Genomic DNA, 20775 nt, shown 5'->3' with positions numbered 1-20775 from the left:
CTAATTTTGTAAAATTACACACTTTCTTCGACATGCTACCTGTTGGCATACTCCCCCAAATCCTCTTTCAACAGCAGCTTACCCGTCTTTTTTAATTCCTGCTTCGCAGCCCCAACCAAATGACGCATGGAAACGGGCGTGCCTTCCGATGCAGCCAAGAAAGAGGCCGCGAGCACCACATTTTTGATCCCGCCTCCCGCAATATGCAGCTTGGAAGCGAGAAACTCAAAATCGATGTCAGCAGCTCGTGGTGTATCTGCGGGGAACATGCTGCGCCATATTTCTTCGCGATAGTACGGTTCGGGAAAAGGAAACTTCACCACGTAGTTGATTCTTCGCATAAAGGCATCGTCAAAATTTTGCAGGAGATTCGTCGCCAAAATGGAGACCCCCTCGTACTCCTCCATCTTTTGCAGCAAGTAGGCCGTTTCCACATTTGCGTATTTGTCGTGCGAATCTTTCACTTCTGAGCGCTTGCCAAAAAGGGCATCGGCTTCGTCAAAGAAGAGGATGGCATTGCCGATCTTCGCTTCCGAGAAGATGTGGTGGAGGTTTTTTTCCGTCTCCCCAATGTACTTGCTGATCACCTGCGACAAGTCAATTTTAAAAAGCTCCAGACCCAGTTCCTTTGCTACGACTTCCGCCGACATCGTCTTGCCCGTACCCGGAGGACCTGCAAACAACATGCTGACGCCTTTCCCATAAGAAAGCTTTCTCCCAAAACCCCACTCTCCCAAAACAACATTTCGATAGGTGACCTGATTACAGGCGTTCCGCAACAAAGTCAGTTGCTCCTCAGGCAAAATCAGATCTTCCCAGCTGTATTTGGGTCTCAAGCGTGTGGCGTGCTTTTCTAGCGCATGCCTCATTTGCAGGAAGCAAGCTTCGTGGAGATGTGTTTTCGTAATGATCCCGTCTTTCGTCTGCATCGCCATCTCGTTTGCTCTGTGAAGCGCCTGATTGATTTGCCCGGCATTCAGCTTGAATTTCCCTGCTAAAACGCCTACGTCAATCTCTTGAGAAAAGCTCATGCCTGCACGGCCTGTCTCCCATAATCGCCTCCTTTCCGTTTCATCTGGACTTGGCACCTCCATTTCCAGCCAAATCCGCTTCCCCAGTGCGTTTTCCGGCTTCCATTGACTTTTCGCCACAATGGCAATGGGACCAGAAAAGCTTTCGAGTTCATCCATCACCAGCTGCTTGCGTCCAACTGTTTGGACTTCTTCTGTCAGAAAAACCTCGAACTGATGCAAGCACAGCACACCCCGACGCAGCTGCACCTCTCGCAATACCTGCTGTAATCTGCGCGAAAAAGCTTCCTCCCGGATCAAGCGCTCTGCATCGACGAACAGCACCGGTCGCCTGACGCGGTGAAACAGATGCTTCACCCGATGCCTTTTTCCAACGCCAGTCGGACCATGCATATGCAGGAGAAGCCGATTTGAATCTGCTCCTGCCGTTTCCCACAATGTGTCAAAGCGTTCCTGCAAATGAATCGCGCTCTCTCCTACCAACGGTTCCAGCCCTTGATCTGGCAAGCTCCAGGATAGCCAAGGCGGCAGACTGGCATCACCTCCATCCCTTGTCGTCAAAAAGTGCAGCAGTCGTTCATCCAGCTTTAACGGTCGAGAGAGCCAAGAGCCGCTGCCACCCATATCCCCCTCGGTAAAAAGCAGTAGTCGGCCCAGCTTGCTTTTTTGCGCAAACGCTGTCCAGACTTCCATTCTCTCGGTCGCTGTCCGGCAAAATAGCTGCATCGCCAATTCGGGAGTAGGTGACTTGCACGTAATATCATCGAGGAGGTAGCCAAACAGCTTTTCGTACTTCCGATCCAGCTCGACTGACAAACAAAGAAATAAACACCCCAGCTCGAAGCGGTTGAGTGAAAAAGCGTCTGCCACTGCCAAAATCGGTATGCTACCCGCTTCTTGCATGTGCAGGGCATGAAGTCGTTCCTCGCATGCTGCCAACCGCTCTGCGAAGGCTTCCCATAGCTGCGTCGCTGGCGGAGCTGCCTCGAGCAATTGCACGACTTCCTCCTCTGTGACAATCACCCCCCTCATTTGATCCAGCGGATAATCTTCCCCCTGCTGTGCTCGTACGGCCAGCAAGCGCATCAGATGAATATCCAGCCATCGAAGCATCTCTTCGTAATAGTTCCACTGGTTGTGATTCGGTTCGAGATTCGTCATTTCGCTTTTTCACCGCTCCTACGATATTTTCAACTCGCCAGACCAATCTTGTTCGGCCCCTTTTTGCGCGTATTCGTCACATAAGTAGAAATACTGTCGCGCCGCCTGATCCCAGCGATTTTGCTTGATGACGGACAGAAAAGCGGATCGTGCATCGTAAAATCTCCCATTCTGATACATCACAATCGCTTGTTCAAACAATTCTTTCGTCTCATCCTTGTGCGCACGAATCTGGTCAGCGTCCCCCTCGTATACGTCGTACAAATGCATCGGCTGAGCCTCTCCCTCGATATGAACCCAGCCTAAATCACGATATCGATACGACGTACTCTCTCCCATCTCGGCAAATAGCGAATCGGACATCAGGATGCAGGCCCCGAGTGTTTCCGCCATCTTTTCCATTTTCTCCACCACGCGGACATGATCCGATATAATCGCAGCCTCCAGACGCGTCGCCTCGCCAATAATCCCTAGCATCAGCGGACCGTGATGCAGCGCAACCCGCAATTCAATCGGATCGTATCCTTTTTCCGCCCGTTGCTCGTTATAGTCTGCTAACGTACGACGCATCTGTACCGCCGCATCCAACGCGTCTTTTGCCTCTTTTGGATAAACAGCAAGCACCCCGGGATCGAGATATTCGGTAATCATCCCTTGATTCTCGTTTACAATCGGAGCAAAACGCTTGAGAAACGCATTGATGACACGGAAGGTCGTCTCTGGTCGCAGACGATGCGAGATGGCATGAAACGATTGCAGACTCATCCGCATAATGGCCATTTCCCGCTCCACCTGATCACCCAGCTCCACGTCGAGTATGCTTTCCTTCCCGAGAAAATGGATAAACTGCTGCGGAACAAAGCGATTGTTCGCCTCGCTCATCCTCGTGATATTCGAAATGTACTGACGAATGCGCTTGGCCATTTGGTTGAAGCTTTCTGCCAGCTTTTGAATTTCATCCATGGAGCGAACCCTGGCCACCACACTGTAGTCGCCTTTTCCCATATGGGAAACGTTCGTTTGGAGATTGCGGATGTTTCGGTATGTCAGCCACGAGAAAAGGAAGAATAGACTTGCACAAATCGACCAGACTAGCGCAGCGCCACGGCCTAGCTCACGGGACATTTCGTTGTGCTGTATGCGGACCCCGTTCATTTCCCTGCCTAGCTCCAACACACCGGATAGCTTGCCTGAGGAGTTGTATATCGGGGCCATCGCGTACATCCAGTAGCCTGTCCGATCCTGGGCTTTACCCGAGACGATCTCCCGTTTCATGACCACACTGCGGAACTCGTCATCAATGGCCACATTCTCAAACACTTCTGCGCTGTCATTGTCATCCATCATGAGAAACAATTCGCCATCTGTGTATTTGTAAATCGTTTTATACAGCCCCCTGTTCACATTCACATCATCGGGGACCTCCAGTTTTTTCAGATTGGCCTGTACAGCTTGATAGTCCCCATTCATGTAATCAATCGCTCCATTGATTCCATCCAGCTTGTCCCCTTCGATCAGCGTAGAAATAACATAGGCTTGGAGACGAAGATCGGTTTGATTTTCCTGCTCCATAAACGAGAAGGTCAGCTTCGTTCCCTCCAGTTGAAGAAATACAGGGACAACAATGAGCGGAGCTATCACAATCGTTTGCTTGATAATCAACGGAATCCGGAAGAGGCGAAACAACAGAAACTGAATGACACAAAACAGGAGAATTGCCACGCCCAATCCTGTCCACCAGGTCCATTCCTTCAAGCGGTCTTTTTCGGATACAGACGGGGACGTGAGCTTGGTCATCACATTTCCTTGTTGATCCAGGAAGGCGAGTTGACTATCTGTGGCGACTACGATCTCATACTGAGGAGTTACAGCAAACGCCGTTAGGGCACTGCTATCGCTCGACTTGATCTGCTCGAATGTTTTGGAAGGCACCATTAAGGCGATTTCATCTGGATGTGCAGGATCGAAGCGTTCAATGACATTTTGATCAGAATTGTAGAAAAGAAGACGACCTGCTGGCCCCACTTTGACATGATCGGGGACGGTACGATTCATTTCCGAGCGTTCGGAGTGAATGTATAGCGGACCTTTCACTTGAGCTTTCCCGCTTCCTTTGGGGACATCGACCTGAAAAAACTCTCCACGCTTGGTAGTGACATAGGTATGACGCGGGTCTACTCCTGTGATTTCATTAACGTATACTTCATTAGGCAATTGGATTTGATAGAGTTGTGTGGGGGGTGAATCAGAGGGTACAAATTGATAGGCGATCACTTCAGGATGTTGATAAACATAAAAATAAAGACGATCTTTCGCGACTTGCAGGGAGCGTACCTTGCCAATTCGCTTGTACGAGCTGTTCGCTCCATAGGAATCTTCATACACGACTTGTTCGATTTCTCCATCTGGCGACATTCGCACGATTCTCTCGGATACAGTCCGCAAACCAAAGCTATCAAGCTTTGTGATCAGCACGTACGCATAACCTTCTTCGTCGATGGCTACCTCTGTGAAATTTTCCAAGCCTTCTTCTGGATTTTGCTCCAGGACTTGCTGGTACCGTAGCGTCCGATCGGGGTAAAGGCTAGTCAGCTTTTGGTGTCCATCCGTTATGAGGACGACATCCTTTTGACTATTGGCCGCGATGCTGTTGATCCCTTGAAACGGTTCGTCCTGCCTCCCGCTTCTATCCATGTTCCAAGCGAGCAGCAAGCCGATCCCAACAAATACAATCAGCAGTCCGGTCAACCAGGAATACTTCTTGTTATTTCCCATCGTTTGCGGTTCTCCCATCTCTCGAAAACGTATTTTCGAAAATGATACCAAGCAACATTATACTAAAAATTACAAATTTCGCTATACATCTTCTCTATTTGACATTTATACTACTATACAGATTGATTTTCAATATCTTACCAGATGACTTATGAAAAGGAGTTGGCTTCATGGGACAACTCGTCTGCGGAGGAGCCATGCTACAGTGCAGCTTTGGTGCTGCTCCCAGTTCACTCATGGTGCTCCCGGTGAATCGCGTCACAACCAGTATGCCGATCGCAAACATTATGGACAATAAACCGATGGTAAACGTCCTTCCATTCGGGATGTGCAATACGATATCCAACCCTCAGGTCGCAGCAGCCACAGCGGCGAAGCTGGGCGTTTTCACTCCGGTCCCCTGCGTTCCTGTCACAGCCGCTCCTTGGGTTCCTGGCTCCCCTACTGTTCTCGTGTCCAACATGCCTGCCCTCAATCAAACCTCCAAGCTCATGTGCAGCTGGGGTGGCGTCATTTCGATCACGAACCCCGGACAAGCGACGATTCAGGTTCCCTGACAAGTAGGGAGGTTACGATATGGACAAACAACTCCAAAAGCTAACGGAACAAACAATTGTCGACCCGCTCACCCAGCCGCTCAAAAAATGGGGGCAGGATTGGATAAAAAAAGGAGCCGCCCTCCCCAAGCAAGCCCTCGATTGGATCAAGAACGGCATTGCCGGACTATTCACCAAAAAAGAAACTTCACTCAACGATTACGTGCATATCGGCCGTTTTTACATCGCTAAACGCTTTCTCATTTTGACAGGACTATTCCTCCTTGTCCTGGCCTACTTTCTTTTCATCAACCCTCCCGATGCCCTTAACCGCTTTTTGCAACGTCCCATCGTCATTCATTTAAAAACTCCCAATCAACAGATTTCCGACACCGGTCTGGCGATCATTTACAACCCGGAAGGCACGATGATCTATTCTGGCCAGCTCGTGGACGGTCTGTATGACGGAAAAGGCGAGCTCTATGACGACAATGGGAAGCTTCTATACAGCGGCGAATTTAAAAGCGGCACTCCGCAAGGCTTAGGCAAAGGATACCGGAAAGGCGTTCTCGTCTATCAAGGCGGGTTTGAAAATGGGGTATACGCTGGTCAAGGAGCGTTGTTCAACGACAACCAGCAAGTTGTTTTTCAGGGAGATTTCAAAAATGGGAAGCTGGATGGAGCCGGTCAGGAATTGTACACAAATGGCGCAATCAAATACGAAGGCGCTTTTAAAAACGGGGTGTACAACGGAGCTGGCAGACTTTTTACGAAGGATGGAAAGCTGCTCTACGACGGACTGTTTGACAATGGATTCTACGGCGGCGAAGGAACTGATTACTACGAAAACGGGCTCGTGCAGTATAAAGGGCAATTTGTGGACGGCAGATACAACGGGGCCGGGAGTCTTTTTGATCGGGATGGCAAACTCGTGTATGAAGGTCATTTTCGAAACGGGCACTTCAATGGAGCCGGAACCAAATTCTCCACCAGTGGCAGCATCGTCTATCAAGGTGATTTTTTGCTGGGTGTGTATCACGGGCAGGGCGAGCTGAAAGATGCAAGTGGCATAACGCTGTATAAAGGCGGTTTTGCCGAAGGGCATTATCACGGAACGGGAGAGCTTCGTTCTGCTGAAGACGCACTGTTGTATCAAGGGCAATTTCGGGCAGGTGCCTACGACGGCATCGGGGTACTCTACGACAAGGAAGGCTTGCCGTTGTACAAGGGGTACTTCCGCGAAGGGCGCATTGATTTGCCAGGATTCATTGGCATCTCCCGGAGCAAGCTGGAGGAAATCATGGGCAAGCCCGACGATGACACACCGAAGGAAGGCGAAGGTACTGCCCCTCCTCCTGCCGATCAAAAAGCACCCGAAGTTCCACCAGCGAAGGATACCACCTTATCACCGCAAAAACTTGCGTATCGTGAAATGAACATGGCTTTTACACTTGAACCAACACCCGGACACCCTAGCAAGCAAATTGTCACTGCCGTCCACGTCTATCACCCACAGGTCATCTCGATCGTCAAAGAAGATCGGAACGAGCTCGACAGCAAAGCGGCCATTTTGCCCAAGACATCCTCCACGTACGCTAACCGCACTGGCGCTATCACGAGCTATTTGGTCGATCCGTATCTGTATCTCTATTTCTATCAAGCACAGCAAAAGGAACCCGTACAATTGGACGTGACAAAAGTAGAGGGGGTGTAATCATGCGACGCTATGAAACTAGCAAGCCGTCTATGGATGCGACCCATGAAAAACCGGGTGCACCTGTTTCCAGACCCATGCTCCAAATGAACCAGGTCCAAAGAAAGGCGAGTCACTCTTCCCACATCCTTTCTCTACAAAAGACTCTTGGCAATCAGGCTGTGCAGCGCATGTTAGCGAAGACTCCCTTGCAAAAATCGGAGAATCTCTCTTCCAGCAGCGGTCGCTCCCTCCCTGATTCCGTCCAAGCAAAAATGGAGAATGCTTTTCACACTGATTTTTCAGATGTACAGATTCATCCAGAATCGTCTGTTGCCTCCCATATCGGGGCGGTTGCCTTTGCCCAAGGGAATGACATTCACTTTGCCCCGGGGACGTATCAACCAGAGACGCAAAGCGGTCAGCAGCTACTCGGTCATGAGCTGACACATGTGGTTCAGCAACGTCAAGGAAGGGTAAAAGCGAACGTTCCTGATTCCAGCTTGCCCATCAATGATGATCCGGCTCTGGAAGCGGAAGCGGATCGCTATGGGTCACTGGCAGCTGTTGGTACGGTGACGGATGGTACAGGTACGGATGCTGGTAGTTCCGTATCATCTCCGATTATCCAAGGCACTTGGGACGAAGATGTAAAAGATGCACGCAGAATGTGGGACAAACATGTGGAAAAAACAAATAACCTGGATGAAGGAACGGTAAGTGAGCTTTTTGAGCAAGTGGGCGACGTAGATAACTACTTTGACAAAGTACGTTACGGTATCAGTCTGCACGCCAAAATTTCCGATATTTTCTCGGTTACGGGTGGGAATTATACAGAACTGGAAGAGGCACAGCGTCTATTCGGAGAAAATATCACGCCCTTTTTCGGAAAGGATAAGGACGACGATCCTGACATTGATTACACCTATTTGGAGGAGCAGCAAAACGACACGCCTAAGGAAGACCGCATGCTGGAGGAGGATGAGGATGATTCAACCGTTTCATACGAGGAAAAACGTGTGGCTATGGAGATCAAGACAATCAGCTCTCATGACGATTCCCAAATTGGCTCCCGGATTCATGAAGCGATCGGTCAATTAGATAAGCGGCGGGATACGAATCGATATAAAGAGTATGTCATTGTCATTCAAAAGTATCATCCTGAAAACCCTTGGCCGTACACCGCTGCCGAAAATAAGGCCAACGCCCCACTGGGTGATCTCAAGGCTAGACTGACCGCTAGATTGGGCAATATGACCAATCTGCCAGGGTATGATATCAAGGTAATTTTCCGGGGCATTACAAAAGGAACCCCAACGGGGGGAACCGGAAACGTCGACCCGGTCTTCATAATCCCGGAACATATACGTTATTCGAACATGCCCTCTTATACAGTCGAATGCTATTACTGTGGCAGCTCCAATACTGGGTGGTTGGTAGGCGACCCTATCCCTGAATAAACCGAAAACGGCAGGCTCCACAACGAAATGGGAGAACTGCCGTTTTTCCTATGCTTAATACAATCGATTCGTATAGCTGTCTTGCAAGCCCTCTGCCACTTCTTTTGCCGTCACACCCGGAAGCTTCACATGATCCGCCAGCATTTGTGCGACATTAGGAGTCGTCCCCTCTGCCGGCCAGGACTCCGGCTTCCATAGACCAGAGCGCATAAATGCCTTCGCACAGTGGACGAAGCACTCCTCTACCTTTACTCCGATTCCGAGCGTTGGCGCCTTCCCGTTTACCGCCATCTTCGCCAGTATTTCTTCATCGCGAATAATGCAAGCCTTGCCATTCACGCGGAACGTCTCTTCCAGCGTAGGAATCAAAAAGATAAGCCCAATATGCGGGTTGACCAAAATATTCGTGATAGAGTCCATACGCTTGTTTCCTGGGCGCTCGGGGATGACCAGATGGTGATCATCGATGACATGCACAAAGCCAGGCGCATCTCCACGTGGCGAAGCATCGCAATGGCCATCTTTGTCTGCTGTGGCAATGATGAGAAATGGCGCTTGGGCAATGTAATTGCGGCTATGGTCATCCAGCTTGGGTATCGCCTTGTTCTGTACGAGACGACTTGGTTCTCCGACCATTTCGCGCAGCTGCTGCTCTGACGTAATAACATCACGGAAAATTCCGAATCCTGACATGACTAGCCCCTCTTTCCTCTGCTTGTTCGAACCTGCCACCATCATACCATAATTGTCCGTTCGCTTTTTATGATTATGGCAGAAGCAGGAAAGCTAGCGGAGTAACAAACAGCAGCGTTAGGATCGTACGCTCTACCCAAATCACCAGAAGCTTTGGAATACTAATCGGAATCTCGGTAGACAAAATGCAAGGAATCGTCGCGGAAAAGAACAGGATAGAAGAAACCGAAACAACGGCAATGACAAACTTAGTGACCAGAGGCGCTTTTACCACTAAGAGTGCGGGTAAAAACATTTCGGCAATTTCGATCGCTGACGCCTTTGCCGCCAGCATTGGCTCTGGAATTTGCAAGAGCCATGTTATTGGATAAAACAAGTAGCCTAACCAGTCAAACAAAGGAGTGAATTCGGCCAGCACCAACCCGAGCAAACCGACCGACATGATGGACGGAAGAATACTCATGGTCATGATAAAGCCATCCCGCAAGTTCTCCCAAATGTTCCGTTTAAGCGGCAGTGCTTTTCCCGCTGCATCCATTGCTTCCGTCCACGCCTGGCGCAGCCGTTTTTCCTTGATTACTTTTTCAGGATCGCCGTTGTCCTGGTAATACGCATCGCTCATGGTGGACAGCGGCCAAATACGCACAGTCACTGCGGTTACGAGAAACGTCACCACGAGCGAGACCCAGAAGTAAAGATTCCAGTAATTCATCAAATCCAATGTTTTTGCAATCACGATCATAAATGTCGCAGAAACGGTGGAAAAGCCGGTTGCAATAATGGCTGCTTCTTTTATTGTATATTTGCCTTCTTTGAATACCCGGTTCGTGATCAAAAGACCGATCGAATAGCTTCCCACAAAGGATGCCACCGCATCTACTGCAGAGCGGCCAGGTGTTTTCCAAATCGGGCGCATAATCGGTTGTACCAATACCCCAATAAACTCCAAAAGGCCGTAGCCAACCAGCAGAGCCAAGAACACGGAGCCGATCGGAACCACCATGCCTACGGGAATCACCAGCTTTTCGAAGAGAAATGGCCCCTTATTCTTGTCCAGCAGCCATGTAGGACCCGACTGAAAATAAATCAACAGAGCGATAGGCACACCCAGTACTTTTAGCGCCGAAAAGACGAGGTTTACTTTGCTCTGCTTCCAACTCCCCGTCACAAACGGATAAATGGCCCCAAGCACAATCACAAGCAAAGCGTACACCGGTATTGCACCCGGCATGATTTGCCGAACCCATGTCACGATGTGATCGAGAACAATTGAGCTTGTGTCATTAACGGTAACAGGAATAAAAAAGACGAAAATGCCAATGAGGCTAAAAACAAAAAACTTCCAAGCATGTGTGGTGGATACGGCTTGCTGACTAGGATGCGGCGCAAGATTACTGTTCGAAATATTGCCCATACATGTCCCCCCATATCAAAGACAAGCCGGTCTCCTCCACTTCTATCCGTTTTTCTTTTGCTCTCTTTCGTATTACGCCAGTCTGCCCTCAGCAACGACAATCGTTCCGTTTTTGATGACCGTGTTTACGTGGTTGATCCCATACCGATATTGCAAGGTCATGAAATCAGGAACGTCAAAAATCGTGACATCCGCTTTTTTCCCCACCTCAAGGCTGCCGACTTCATGCGCGCAGCGGATTGCGTGAGCAGCATTGATGGTTGCTGCTGTCAGCACCTCGGCTGGCGTCATCCCCATTTTCAGGCAACCCAGATTCATGATGAGTGGGAGCGAAACCGTTGGAGACGAGCCCGGATTGCAATCCGTTGAAATCGCGACAGCCACGCCACGATCGATCATTTTCCTGCCATTTGCTGACTCTGCCATCAGGAAAAATGCCGTACCAGGCAGTAACACAGCGATGACGCCCGCTTCTGCCATCTGTTCAATCCCCTTGTCTGAGGCGCGCAACAAATGATCCGCAGATACCGCTCCAACCGAAGCTGCCAGCTCTGCCCCTTCATACGGTTCGATTTCGTCTGCATGAATCTTCGGCAATAGCCCATGACGGACCCCTGCTTCGAGAATGCGTCGGGATTGCTCCGGAGTGAACACACCTCTTTCGCAAAATACATCGTTAAAAACAGCCAGCTTGCGTCGAGCGACCTCCGGGATCATTTCCTCGATGACCACGTCTACAAACGCATCCGGATTCTCCTTGTATTCACGTGGCACAGCATGTGCACCCATAAAAGTACTGACGATGTCGATGGGATGTGCTTCATTCAACTGCTTGGCGACCTCGAGCTGCTTCAGCTCATCTTCCAGTGTCAGGCCGTAGCCGCTTTTCGCCTCGACGGTTGTGACTCCATGCAACAAAAACTGGTCAAGACGATGCTTGCTCTGGGCAAACAGCTCTTCATGGGTAGCTGCGCGCGTAGCTGCGGTAGTCGAGTGAATCCCGCCGCCATTATTCATAATCTCCATATAGGTCGCACCATTTAGCCGCATGTTAAACTCGTTTTGCCGACTGCCCGCGTGCACTAGATGTGTATGCGGATCGATCAGCCCTGGCGTGACCAGCTTGCCCGAAGCATCGATGATTTGCGCCTCATGCGTACGGTCTCGATAGTGAAGCGCCAGATCTTCATCTGTTCCCACTCGCTGGATAACGCCGTCTTCCAGCCAGATGCTTCCGTCCTCGATGATCGACAATTCATTCATTTGCGCCCCTACTACCGGGGAAGAGGAGCCACCAGCCAGCGTGGCAAGCTGACTGGCGTGGCGAATCCATACAGGTTTTGTCATGGCTTTTACTCCTTCATCATCGGAATGTTGACGCCTTTTTCCTTGGCTGTTTGAATCGCGAGGTCGTAACCTGCATCCACATGGCGGACGATGCCCATGCCTGGATCGGTCGTGAGGACACGCTCCAGACGACGTGCTGCTTCTGGAGTACCATCTGCCACGATGACCATTCCTGCGTGGAGAGAGTATCCCATGCCAACACCGCCTCCATGGTGCACAGATACCCAGCTCGCTCCGCCTACCGCATTGATCATGGCATTGAGAATCGGCCAGTCTGCAACCGCATCGCTGCCGTCCTTCATCGCTTCTGTCTCACGGTTTGGCGAAGCGACAGAACCGGAGTCCAGATGGTCACGTCCAATGACGATAGGGGCCGATAGCTCACCGCGTGCCACCATCTCATTGATGATTTGACCAAAACGCGCACGCTCGCCATATCCTAACCAGCAAATGCGGGAAGGCAGTCCCTGGAACTGAATGCGCTCCTGTGCCATGCGAATCCAGTTGCACAGATGCGTGTTGTAGGAAAACTCGCGCAGGATGACTTCGTCTGTCTTGTAAATATCCTCAGGATCGCCAGACAGCGCTACCCAACGGAACGGCCCCTTGCCCTCGCAAAACTGTGGACGGATATAGGCTGGCACAAACCCAGGGAAACGGAACGCATCCTCCACACCCTCGTTTTTTGCCACCTGCCTGATGTTGTTACCATAGTCGAAAGTGACGGCTCCTTTTTCCTGCATGGCGAGCATCGCGCGGACGTGCTCAGCGATGCTTGCTTTTGCCCGAGATTCGTAGGCTTTCGGATCGCGTGTCCGCAGTTCGGCTGCTTCCTCCAGTGACATACCGATGGGAATGTAGCCATTGAGTGGATCATGCGAGGAGGTCTGGTCCGTCAGCACATCCGGGATAAAGTCGCGAGCCAGCATGGCATCCAGCACTTCGGGAGCATTGCCCAACAAACCGATGGAAATGCCTTTTTTGTCACGTTTCGCTTCTTCCGCCAAACGGATCGCTTCATCCAGACTATCTGTCATTACATCCAGATATTTCGTGTCCAGTCTGCGTTGGATACGGGTCGGATCCACCTCGATATTGATACTCACACCGCCATTGAGCGATACGGCCAACGGTTGCGCACCACCCATGCCGCCCAAGCCTGCTGTGACGGTAATCGTTCCAGTCAGCGTGCCTTCAAAATGCTGGCGTGCCAGCTCTGCAAACGTCTCATACGTTCCTTGTACGATGCCCTGGCTGCCAATGTAAATCCAGCTTCCTGCTGTCATTTGTCCGTACATCATCAAACCCTTTTTGTCCAGCTCGTGGAAATGCTCCCAATTCGCCCAGGCAGGCACCAGGTTCGAGTTTGCCAGCAGCACACGCGGTGCATCGGTATGCGATTTGAATACAGCAACTGGCTTCCCAGACTGGATGAGGAGTGTTTCATCGCTCTCTAACGTTTGCAATGTTTTGACAATCGCATCGAAGCATTCCCAGTTCCGTGCCGCCTTGCCAATTCCGCCGTATACGACCAGATCCTCTGTACGCTCCGCTACATCAGGATTGAGGTTGTTCAAAAGCATGCGCAGCGCAGCTTCCTGCACCCATCCCTTTGTATGTAATTGGGTACCTGAAAAGGCTTGGATCAATTGCTCAACGGATTGTGTCGTCGTCATCATTTCCACCTGCTTTTCTAAAAGGATGTACTTCTTAGCTCCATTGTAAAAAAGCACGGAAAGACAAAAAAGGCACCGCGCTTTCGATTTGGTGCCTCTAATTTCGATTCACTTGCAACCGCATTCATGGTTTGACGAAAAAATCTGTCTTTTCTTTCGATTTCTATCTTTTCTTCTGATTTCGTAACAAACGTGGGGTTGTCCCTGTCTTTTCCTTAAAAATTTTACTGAAATAATTCGCGTTAATGAATCCACATCGCTCTGCCACCTCTTGGACAGACAAGGATGTTTCGAGAAGCAATCGACGTGCTTCTTTTACCCGCAACGAAGTGAGAATCTGGCGAAAAGAGCTTCCTTGCTTTTGCGCGAGCAGCGTACTGAAATAGGATGGGCTCCGGTCGATATAGCGTGCGACTTCCTCCAGGCGCAGTGCCGGATCGGTATAACGTCCTTCTATATAGCGAATCGCCTGTTCCACGACATCCACACGGGATTCGTCGATGGGATGGTGAGCAGCATCAAGAAGCTGATTGATGAACAGCAGCAGTTCCACTACGATCCGATACAAGATCGGCGAGTATAGAATCGTTTCGAAAACCCGGTGATACTCTTCTTCCAAAGGTGCGGAGTCAAGACCACGTGATTTCATGTACCGTCTGACTTGGGCCAAAATACTCGTCAGCCGAATACGCAACAATCCCGGCTCTGGATAAGGCTCTTCCTTGTAAAAGAAGTGTGTATACAGCCACTGCTTCAACTCTTCCCGATTACCTTCATCCAGCATTTCTACCCAGGTGCGCTGTTCGGCGGGCGTCAAAAATGGGTCTATCATCGTCCAATTCACGGGATTGTCCATAACCGTCACTTGCCGATATCCTTTGAAAAAGCGCACTTGCAGGGCTTGGCTCGCCTCCGCATAATTTTCGTTCAAGCTCTGCTCATGGTTACTTGCGTCATACATGACCAAAAAGAGTGGCGCATCATTGTTTGCTTCCCAGTCCATCAGCAAACGCTTGCCCATTTGGTGGAGCGTAGAAGGCGAGACCGCAGCATCCATTGGAAAAACCCCCACAATGGTCTCCCCTAACGGCAAAAGATCGGGTTTGTCGCGAAACGGATATTCTTCAAAAAAGCGCAGCAACTCAGGATGCCGCTTCGGGTCCTCCAATTGAGCCAGCATGAGCGAATAAGACTTGGCTTGTACATGCCAGGGGAAAAACAGGTCTAGATACGAGACATCCCTGTGTTTGTCCGCTCCTGTTCCCTTCTCTTCGTTCACTCGCTTCCGATCCAAGCGCTCCTGACAGTATCTCGTCAGGATTCTCCTGATGTATTCCGGTGTCTGTGGCTTTAACCATAGATCGCGTGCAAAAAGTCCAATTCCCTGCATCGCGCGCTCAAACGTCGCCTCTGATGTGGTCACCACAACAGTCGGACGATATTGATCCACCAAAAGCTTCAGTCGGTCCCACTGCCCGCGCCCGATCATGTCCAGTTCAATACAGAGCACTTCCGGTGTATGCGCTTCCATCATTTCAAAAACGTCTTCCATGGTCCCGGCACTATGCACCTTGTCATACGGAATGGCATAGCTGTTGACGAGCCATCCGATCCCGATTCTTTCGTTCGAGTCTCGATCCGCTATCAAAATGCTGGGCATAAGCTGGCCTCCTTTTTAGAGCGATCAGAAAAGTGAGACATCTTTCCCTATGAAACAAAGGTTGCCCATAAATGGACAACCTTTTCTCCTTCACGGTCTTACTTCTTAAGAGGATTTTCGATCATGGTTCCCATCACATGATCCAGCGGAATAAAGCCAATATCGCGGGAATCTGTGCTGTGATTTCGGTTATCTCCCATGACAAAAATATGATCGGCTGGAACCGTGATCTTTCCGTCCGCTACATATTCCATCGTTTCTTTAATGTATGGTTCGTTCAATGCCTCACCGTTTCGATACACCTTGTTGTCTTTGAACTCCAGTACGTCGCCTGGTTTTCCAATAACGCGCTTGACATACATCGTGTGATCATCAGCTTGACCTGTGACCAGCGACACCAAGGGATGCCCCATGATATCGTCCATCAATGTACGGTTTCGTTCTACCCGACTGTCGATCACGACAATATCGCCGTAATCTGGCAAATAAGAAAACGTGTGTGATAGTTTAGACACATATATGCGCTGTTCGTCTTGTAAGGTAGGGTCCATGGAATGCCCATCAACCTTGAATGGTTGAAATACAAAAATTCCGAGGACAAGAGCGAAAACGACAGCAAAGGTTATCGATCGAATCCATCCTAATACTTCTCTCATTTCTTTTGGCACTCCTTCCTTTTACCACTCTACTTCCGGTATCGAAACCATCATACCACATTATCCGCTCAATCCCAAAAAATCGGCCAGAAGTCGGATCAGGTGATACCGTACTCGCGCAGTTTCCGAAACAGCGTTGCCCGGCTTATACCTAATAGCGCAGCTGCTTCTTCTTTTCTTCCGTTTCTATCACGGATTTGTTGCATCGCGGTATCAATTGCCGCTCGTTCCAATTCTTTCAGCAGGAGTCCTTGCTTTTGCCAATCAAATGGCCCCTGACTTTCTTCTACGGAATGCGGAGAAGATTTACGTAGCCTTCCCATTCGAATGGGCAAGCTCGCAGGCTGAACCCAAGAAGTTGCCTCCATATTGACCGCATATTCGATGACATTTTCCAACTCTCGGACGTTTCCTCTCCAGTCGTGATGGAACAGGATGTTTTGCGTCTCCTTGGAAAAACCGTGCAACCCCTTCCCCACCCGATTCGCATGCGCCAAAAGGATATCGTTTGCCAAAGGCAGGATATCCTCTCTTCGTTCTCGTAGCGAGGGCAAGTGGATGGGAATCACATGCAACCGATAGTACAGGTCCAGCCGAAACAGCCCCGCGTCTACCCGCTCCTGCAAATCCAGATGGGTCGCTGCAATGATCCTTGCCGCTAAGCGTATAGGCTTGCCGTTCCCTCCTATTCGGTACAGTTCCTTTTCTTGCAAGACGCGCAGCAGCTTGCTCTGTAAATGCATAGACATATCCCCGATTTCATCGAGGAACAGTGTGCCTTTACCTGCGACCTCAAACAAACCCGGTTTTCCACCTTTTCGTGCTCCTGTAAATGAGCCTTCCTCGTAACCGAACAACTCGCTTTCCATTAAATGCTCAGGGATTGCGGCGCAATTAATCGAAAGGAACGGCTCGTCACGGCGAGGGCTTGCCTGATGAATGGCTTTGGCAAAGAGCTCCTTTCCTGTTCCACTTTCACCTTGGAGTAGGACAGTCGAATCACTGGCTGCCACACGTCTTGCCACTTCCTTTGCCTGTACAATCGCAGGACTGTTACCACCAATCATCTGAAAAGGGTCGGGCTCCGAATATCCACTTACCTGCCTTGCGATTTGCACGACCTCCTGCACATCATCAAGCGTGATCACCCATTCTTTGACCGTTCCGGCCAGTAGAATGGGCTTGATGGCAAACAAAAATGTCTTGTCTTCCTGCCCGACAGACAAAACGACCTGCTTTGGCGCTGACTGCGCGGCATCTGCAAGTCGGATGGCATCTATCCATTCTGCCGTTTGACTGTCGTCATGATCGAGCTGCAAATATTGACGGGCACGCTGGTTCACCTGAATAATCCGATTATCTTGATCGACGAGAAAGACGGCTTTGTCCATTTCATCCATGACGACACGCAGCTTTTCTACCGTATGCAACTGCTCGACGTACAAGTAGTGCTCTTTTAGCTTAATGGCGATCAGCTCGGCCATTTTTTGCAAATAGGTCAATATCGCATCCACATCTGCAAACAACCGCTCGCGCTGCTCCTCATCGAAAGCGAGTAGGCCGATCACCCCAATATTTTCATTGTCTAATTGTATCGGGCAGCAAATCTCTCCCGTCTCCGTACAATTTCCATAATGCATACAGGGTCGACACCGCTCATCCTGCCCCGGATTCATGATCACAACAGGATGTCCGGCGAGCAATGACTCCCGATATATATGATCCTCTCCTGCCATCGTCCGCAAAACGCCAGCCTCATTCTTCCCCGTCCCTGCGATCCGCAAAAACTGACTGTCCGCAATCTCTACCTCTACGCGCAGAACGGATGCAACAGCCGAAGCAATCTGTTGCACACTCTCTTGAATATCTCGCAAGGGCATCTAGCTTCCCCTCCCGTCAATCTCTTGCCTCCATTATAACGTATCACAGGGAAAGCCAGCCCTCTATGGCGTTTTTACTGGCAAAAATCGCAAATCGTCTCCACCAAGATGGCACTCATGTCTACCAAGCTATCCACCTCTACATATTCGACTGCCGCATGCAAACCGGCTCCCACTGGTCCAAACAAGACAGTGGGGATTCCCGCTTCCTGCAACAATGCTGCATCCGTCCATCCCGAGAATCCGCATACTTCGGGAGTTTTACCCATCACGCTCTTACACGCTGCCTGAAGGGCTAAATAAACGGGTTCATCCAGCCCGACCTCAAATGGCTCTCGCAAAAATGACAGCTCAGCGCTTGCTTGAAACGTCTCATCTTCAGCGCGCAGCTTCTGTAGTAATGCTTCGATTTCATTGGCCACGTCTGCCTCTGTCTCGCCTGGCAGCGTCCTTCTCTCCCAATCGATGCGGCAATAGTCTGGGTAGGTCGACAGCTCCGTTCCACCCTGAATGAGTGAAGCATGAACAGATGCCGCACCGAGTATCGGATGAACTGGCCCTTGAGCCAACCTGTCTGAAAGACGCTCCAGCTCTTGCAGGACCCTGCCCGCCCGAACGATTGCATCAATCCCTTCTGCTGGACGACTTCCGTGAGCTGCCTTGCCAAGCACCTCGCATTTGACCCAAGCAAAACCTCTGTGTACGACGCCAATCGCCAGATCGGAAGGCTCACAGCATATCGCCGCATCTGCTTTGTACGCTTTTACCAGCTCCTCCGTGCCAATGCTTTTATATTCCTCGTCAGCGACAAAAGTCAAAATGACATCTCCTGCCAACGGAACCTTTGCTTGTGCGACCGCCTCTACTGCGGTGATCATGGCCCCCAGACTTCCCTTCATGTCCTGACTGCCTCTGCCGAAAATTTTGTTGTCTGCAAGGGTAGGCTCAAACGGCGGAATCTCCATGCGCTTGGCACTTACGGTGTCCATATGTCCGTTGAGCATCAAGGATTTGCCACCGCCTGTTCCGCGCAAAATCCCGACGACATTGACCGCTGTGTCGTTAATCGGCGTGACGTGAACCTCCAGTCCTGCCGTCTGTAAACGATCTCGAATAAAAGCAGCAATCTCTTTTTCGCCCGGCCCATCCTCATCGAGGTATGGATTTACGGAGTCGATACGGATTAAGTTCTGCACCAATGAAATCAGTTCGTCTCGATTGATCGTCACGTTCATTTTGTCATCTCCCCCTCTTCCCGGCATGCGCCTTCCCAGATGATGCGTTTATATATATCCTGATCCGTGTCCCCTTCCGTACTAAAGCACAGAACAACGGAATTTTCATGTAAGCCAAGCTGCTCACGCTGTTGATGATACATTGGCTTGCTCATCAAGGCAGCGAGTAGCCCTACGCCGACTGCACCACTTTCCCCGCTCACAATAGAAGGGTCGCCTCCAGTCGGTGCCGCAAGTATACGCATGCCGTTTGCCGCCACGTAATCGGCACAACTGACGAAGAAGTCTGCATGCTCCTGCAAGATTTCCCATGCTAGCGGATTCGGCTCGCCACATGCCAGACCTGCCATGATGGTTCCTAGCTCTCCTGTAGCAGCATGTGGTTGTCCGTCGTTCTCTTCCGCTGAGAGGACCATGCAATTGGCGCTATGCGGCTCGACGATCACGGTTGTTAGGTTTTTGTTTGCTTGCGCTGCTACGAAATATCCCAAGACTGCGGCAGCCATGGAACCGACACCTGCCTGCAAGAATAGATGCGTCGGCTGTTTGGCGTCCGTGGTGGCTGAGAGTTGTTCCATCGCCTCTACTGCCATCGTCGTATAGCCCTGCATAATCCACGTGGGAATGGTCGTGTAGCCTTCCCATGCCGTATCTTGAATCACTTGCCAACCACGTTCCTTGGCCATTTGTTCTGAGAGACGCACTGCTTCATCGTAGTTTCCATTGATGACGTGAGTTTGTGCGCCGGCCTCGCGGATTGCATCTACCCGTTGTTGGGCGGAGCCTTTGGGCAAGTATACAACGGCATGCTGTCCAAGCTCCTTGGCAGCCCATGCAACGGCCCTACCGTGATTGCCATCTGTCGCCGTGACGAAAGTGACTTCTCCGATTCGCTCTTTCACTTCTTGGGAGCACAGTGCCTCGAAGGTCATCTCTTCTGTCGATATGCCCAGCTTCTCGCACAAGAAACGCGCCATCGCGTAAGAAGCTCCCAGAACTTTGAAGGCATTGAGGCCGAAGCGTTTGGACTCATCTTTTACAAGTACTTGTCCTACTCCCAGCTCACGTGCTAACGCAGGCAATGTAACGAGAGGAGTCGGCTCGTAGTTTGCGAGAGATTGATGAAAGGCTTTGGCAAAACGGGATTCTATTGGGGTCAAATAAGCAGGAATGCGAGCACTCTCGCTATTTTTTCTCTTGTTTTTCACGACGTAGATTGGTGGTTGATTACGTTTATCCATTTGATGTGTACCTCCTCGGTTGGGTTCATCCTAATTGATAGAGCAAGGATCGTGCCAACCGTATGAGGCCGTGGATGGCTTATTGTTTTGGTGATGATCGTATCAAAATGAGATTTTGTTGTATCAATTTGATACTTAGAGTATTGATTTGATACTTGTTATTCCGGCTGCTGTGGTGGGAGGAAACAGGAGAAAACGCTCCAGCTTCTTGGGTCACCAGCTAGGGGGATTCACTGCACGGCTCCATGGAAAAAGCGAAACCGCGTCCAAAGTAGAGGGTCAGGGATGCTTCTCAGAGGTGGACGCTTAAAGGCGTG

At 50.4% G+C, this 20775-nt stretch carries 14 protein-coding genes; 3 read left to right on the top strand and 11 right to left on the bottom strand.

Annotation, left to right across the window (positions count from 1 at the left end; genetic code table 11):
- Positions 1–35: 35 nt before the first annotated feature.
- Both HP570_RS24115 and HP570_RS24110 read right to left on the bottom strand, forming a co-directional pair.
- The gene (locus HP570_RS24115; protein ID WP_173627426.1) at positions 36–2192 is read right to left on the bottom strand and encodes an ATP-binding protein; all 2157 of its coding nucleotides are present in this window, start codon (positions 2190–2192) and stop codon (positions 36–38) included.
- A gap of 18 nt (positions 2193–2210) precedes the next feature.
- Entirely contained in the window at positions 2211–4967 is a 2757-nt protein-coding gene (locus HP570_RS24110; RefSeq protein WP_173627425.1) for an adenylate/guanylate cyclase domain-containing protein, read from the bottom strand.
- A 170-nt stretch (positions 4968–5137) separates the two neighbouring features.
- On the opposite strand from HP570_RS24110, the gene HP570_RS24105 reads away from it, so the two are divergent.
- Genes HP570_RS24105 through HP570_RS24095 form a run of 3 tightly spaced genes read left to right on the top strand, consistent with a single transcriptional unit; the run spans position 5138 to position 8656 of the window.
- Positions 5138–5524: a DUF4280 domain-containing protein gene (locus HP570_RS24105; RefSeq protein ID WP_173627424.1), complete on the top strand. Its 387-nt coding sequence runs from the start codon at positions 5138–5140 to the stop codon at positions 5522–5524.
- Positions 5525–5543: 19 nt separating this feature from the next.
- Entirely contained in the window at positions 5544–7217 is a 1674-nt protein-coding gene (locus tag HP570_RS24100) for an MORN repeat-containing protein (RefSeq protein WP_173627423.1), read from the top strand.
- Positions 7218–7219: 2 nt separating this feature from the next.
- On the top strand, positions 7220–8656 hold the full coding sequence (locus tag HP570_RS24095) for an eCIS core domain-containing protein (RefSeq protein WP_173627422.1): 1437 nt from the start codon (positions 7220–7222) through the stop codon (positions 8654–8656).
- Between the two features lie 54 nt (positions 8657–8710).
- Here the strand turns inward: HP570_RS24095 and HP570_RS24090 are convergent, their stop codons facing one another.
- The 9 genes from HP570_RS24090 to dpaL all read right to left on the bottom strand — a co-directional run bounded on the left by HP570_RS24090 (position 8711) and on the right by dpaL (position 20458).
- A complete protein-coding gene (locus HP570_RS24090; protein ID WP_173627421.1) occupies positions 8711–9349 on the bottom strand; it encodes a pyridoxamine 5'-phosphate oxidase family protein in 639 nt (212 codons plus the stop codon).
- A gap of 73 nt (positions 9350–9422) precedes the next feature.
- Positions 9423–10763 carry a YjiH family protein gene (locus HP570_RS24085; RefSeq protein ID WP_173627420.1) on the bottom strand — a complete coding sequence of 447 codons (1341 nt, stop codon included), beginning with the start codon at positions 10761–10763 and terminating at the stop codon, positions 9423–9425.
- A gap of 72 nt (positions 10764–10835) precedes the next feature.
- On the bottom strand, positions 10836–12110 hold the full coding sequence (gene hutI / locus HP570_RS24080; RefSeq protein WP_173627419.1) for an imidazolonepropionase: 1275 nt from the start codon (positions 12108–12110) through the stop codon (positions 10836–10838).
- 5 nt (positions 12111–12115) lie between these two features.
- A complete protein-coding gene (gene hutU, locus HP570_RS24075; protein ID WP_173627482.1) occupies positions 12116–13786 on the bottom strand; it encodes a urocanate hydratase in 1671 nt (556 codons plus the stop codon).
- Between the two features lie 163 nt (positions 13787–13949).
- Positions 13950–15446: a helix-turn-helix domain-containing protein gene (locus HP570_RS24070; RefSeq protein ID WP_173627418.1), complete on the bottom strand. Its 1497-nt coding sequence runs from the start codon at positions 15444–15446 to the stop codon at positions 13950–13952.
- A 98-nt stretch (positions 15447–15544) separates the two neighbouring features.
- A complete protein-coding gene (gene lepB / locus HP570_RS24065; protein ID WP_015892475.1) occupies positions 15545–16102 on the bottom strand; it encodes a signal peptidase I in 558 nt (185 codons plus the stop codon).
- Between the two features lie 98 nt (positions 16103–16200).
- Positions 16201–17982, bottom strand: a complete 1782-nt coding sequence (locus HP570_RS24060; protein ID WP_173627417.1) for a sigma-54-dependent Fis family transcriptional regulator — start codon at positions 17980–17982, stop codon at positions 16201–16203.
- A 74-nt stretch (positions 17983–18056) separates the two neighbouring features.
- Positions 18057–19217 carry an ArgE/DapE family deacylase gene (locus HP570_RS24055; protein ID WP_173627416.1) on the bottom strand — a complete coding sequence of 387 codons (1161 nt, stop codon included), beginning with the start codon at positions 19215–19217 and terminating at the stop codon, positions 18057–18059.
- Positions 19214–20458, bottom strand: coding sequence for a diaminopropionate ammonia-lyase (gene dpaL, locus HP570_RS24050; protein ID WP_173627415.1), 1245 nt, complete (start codon positions 20456–20458; stop codon positions 19214–19216). The genes HP570_RS24055 and dpaL overlap by 4 nt, the downstream gene beginning before the upstream one ends.
- Positions 20459–20775 lie beyond the last annotated feature (317 nt).

This window comes from Brevibacillus sp. RS1.1 (genome assembly GCF_013284365.1).
Lineage (GTDB): Bacteria > Bacillota > Bacilli > Brevibacillales > Brevibacillaceae > Brevibacillus > Brevibacillus brevis_D.
This window is presented reverse-complemented; position numbering and strand designations above follow the sequence as displayed.

Coding starts and splice junctions, on each gene's coding strand:
- HP570_RS24115 (WP_173627426.1), bottom strand. CDS start 2,192: ATGACGAATCTCGAACCGAATCACAACCAGTGGAACTATTACGAAGAG.
- HP570_RS24110 (WP_173627425.1), bottom strand. CDS start 4,967: ATGGGAAATAACAAGAAGTATTCCTGGTTGACCGGACTGCTGATTGTA.
- HP570_RS24105 (WP_173627424.1), top strand. CDS start 5,138: ATGGGACAACTCGTCTGCGGAGGAGCCATGCTACAGTGCAGCTTTGGT.
- HP570_RS24100 (WP_173627423.1), top strand. CDS start 5,544: ATGGACAAACAACTCCAAAAGCTAACGGAACAAACAATTGTCGACCCG.
- HP570_RS24095 (WP_173627422.1), top strand. CDS start 7,220: ATGCGACGCTATGAAACTAGCAAGCCGTCTATGGATGCGACCCATGAA.
- HP570_RS24090 (WP_173627421.1), bottom strand. CDS start 9,349: ATGTCAGGATTCGGAATTTTCCGTGATGTTATTACGTCAGAGCAGCAG.
- HP570_RS24085 (WP_173627420.1), bottom strand. CDS start 10,763: ATGGGCAATATTTCGAACAGTAATCTTGCGCCGCATCCTAGTCAGCAA.
- hutI (WP_173627419.1), bottom strand. CDS start 12,110: ATGACAAAACCTGTATGGATTCGCCACGCCAGTCAGCTTGCCACGCTG.
- hutU (WP_173627482.1), bottom strand. CDS start 13,786: ATGACGACGACACAATCCGTTGAGCAATTGATCCAAGCCTTTTCAGGT.
- HP570_RS24070 (WP_173627418.1), bottom strand. CDS start 15,446: ATGCCCAGCATTTTGATAGCGGATCGAGACTCGAACGAAAGAATCGGG.
- lepB (WP_015892475.1), bottom strand. CDS start 16,102: ATGAGAGAAGTATTAGGATGGATTCGATCGATAACCTTTGCTGTCGTT.
- HP570_RS24060 (WP_173627417.1), bottom strand. CDS start 17,982: ATGCCCTTGCGAGATATTCAAGAGAGTGTGCAACAGATTGCTTCGGCT.
- HP570_RS24055 (WP_173627416.1), bottom strand. CDS start 19,217: ATGAACGTGACGATCAATCGAGACGAACTGATTTCATTGGTGCAGAAC.
- dpaL (WP_173627415.1), bottom strand. CDS start 20,458: ATGGATAAACGTAATCAACCACCAATCTACGTCGTGAAAAACAAGAGA.